The 1,530-nt window shown below is 40.0% G+C and carries 1 protein-coding gene; it reads left to right on the plus strand.

The genetic code is table 11. The features are described from left to right. The first annotated feature begins 112 nt into the window (after positions 1 to 112). Positions 113 to 1,279 (plus strand): IS30 family transposase, encoded by a 1,167-nt coding sequence (locus HMPREF2837_RS05035; protein WP_049548801.1) that lies wholly within the window; start codon positions 113 to 115, stop codon positions 1,277 to 1,279. The last annotated feature ends 251 nt before the right edge of the window (positions 1,280 to 1,530 follow it).

The following is a 1,530-nucleotide window of genomic DNA, read 5'->3' on the forward strand; positions in this document are numbered from 1 at the left end:
GGTAATTTCTCAAAGTAACTTCCACTTTCCTGACCAAAGTGGAAATTAGTCTAAAACGGATTTTTATGGTGGAATTAAGTGTGAGACGTTTGTGGTAGAAATGAGGCCTACTATGATCAAACATAAACACCTTACCCTTTCAGACCGTAATGATATCCAATTAGGTTTAGAGCGCGGTGAAACCTTCAAAGCTATCGGGCAACTTATTCTAAAAGACCCGACTACTGTTTCCAAAGAAGTCAAACGAAACAGACTAGTCAGAGAGTCTACGTGTGATAACCTCCCTTGTCCTTTACTTGCCAAAGCTCCCTTTGTCTGTAATGGATGTCCTAAAAGAAGACAAAACTGTGGCTATCAGAAAATCTTCTACCTCGCCAAACAAGCTCAAAAGCAGTACGAACAAACTCTTGTCGAAGCTCGTGAAGGAACTCCTCTTAATTCTCAGACTTTCTGGAACATGGATAAAATTATTTCTGATGGGGTTAAAAAGGGACAACACATCTATCATATCCTCAAAACTCATAACCTTGATGTTAGCTCCTCAACTGTCTATCGACACATCCGAAAAGGTTACCTGTCTATCGCTCCGATTGATCTTGCTAGAGCTGTTAAATTTAAAGAAAGAAGAAAAAATAATCTACCTTCCATCCCTAAAGAAGCTAAAAAAGGCCGTTCCTATGAGGATTTCCAAAACTATTTAGCCCTTAATCAACTAGACTCTTGGCTGGAAATGGATACAGTTATGGGCAGAATGGGAGGGAAAGTCCTACTCACCTTCAACCTCTCTTTCTGTAACTTTATCTTCGCTAGACTTCTGGTTAATAAAACTGCCCTTGAGGTTACCAAACACCTTTATAAAATCAAGAACACTCTTCACCAAGCGGACAAAGATTTCTTCCAACTCTTTCCTGTCATTCTGACTGATAATGGTGGAGAGTTTGCCAGGGTTGATGACATCGAAATGGATGTTCGAGGAGAGAGCAAGCTCTTCTTTTGCGACCCTAATCGCTCTGACCAGAAAGGGAGAATTGAGAAAAATCACACGCTGATTCGCGACATTCTACCTAAGGGAACTTCCTTTGACAACTTAACTCAAGAGGATATTAATCTCGTCTGTTCGCATGTCAACAGTGTCAAACGCGCTGCTTTGAATGGAAAGTCAGCCTATGAACTCTTTGCCTTTACTTACGGAGAAGAAATTCCTAAACTTCTCGGCATTTCTAAAATACCTGCAGAAGATGTCTGTCAGTCTTCTAAATTACTCCAACATAAAATCTAAAAACTAACCAAAAAACCCATTCAAACGTCTCATACTAACTTCCACCATAGCGGAACTTAATCTGAAACGCTTTCAGATGAGGGGATTTTGTGCGCTCTTTTTTCTATTCCTTTCGACTACAAAAGCGATGAAATCAAGCATGAGTAAAACCAGTGGAACTTACCCTGACACGGAATTCCACTGGTTTTTACAATTTTTATCAGACTAACTTCCACTTCTACTAGCGGTGGAACTTAGTTTGGGAATTTAGC

Origin of the sequence: Streptococcus sp. HMSC071D03 (assembly GCF_001812125.1) — a bacterium.
GTDB classification, from domain to species: domain Bacteria; phylum Bacillota; class Bacilli; order Lactobacillales; family Streptococcaceae; genus Streptococcus; species Streptococcus pseudopneumoniae_N.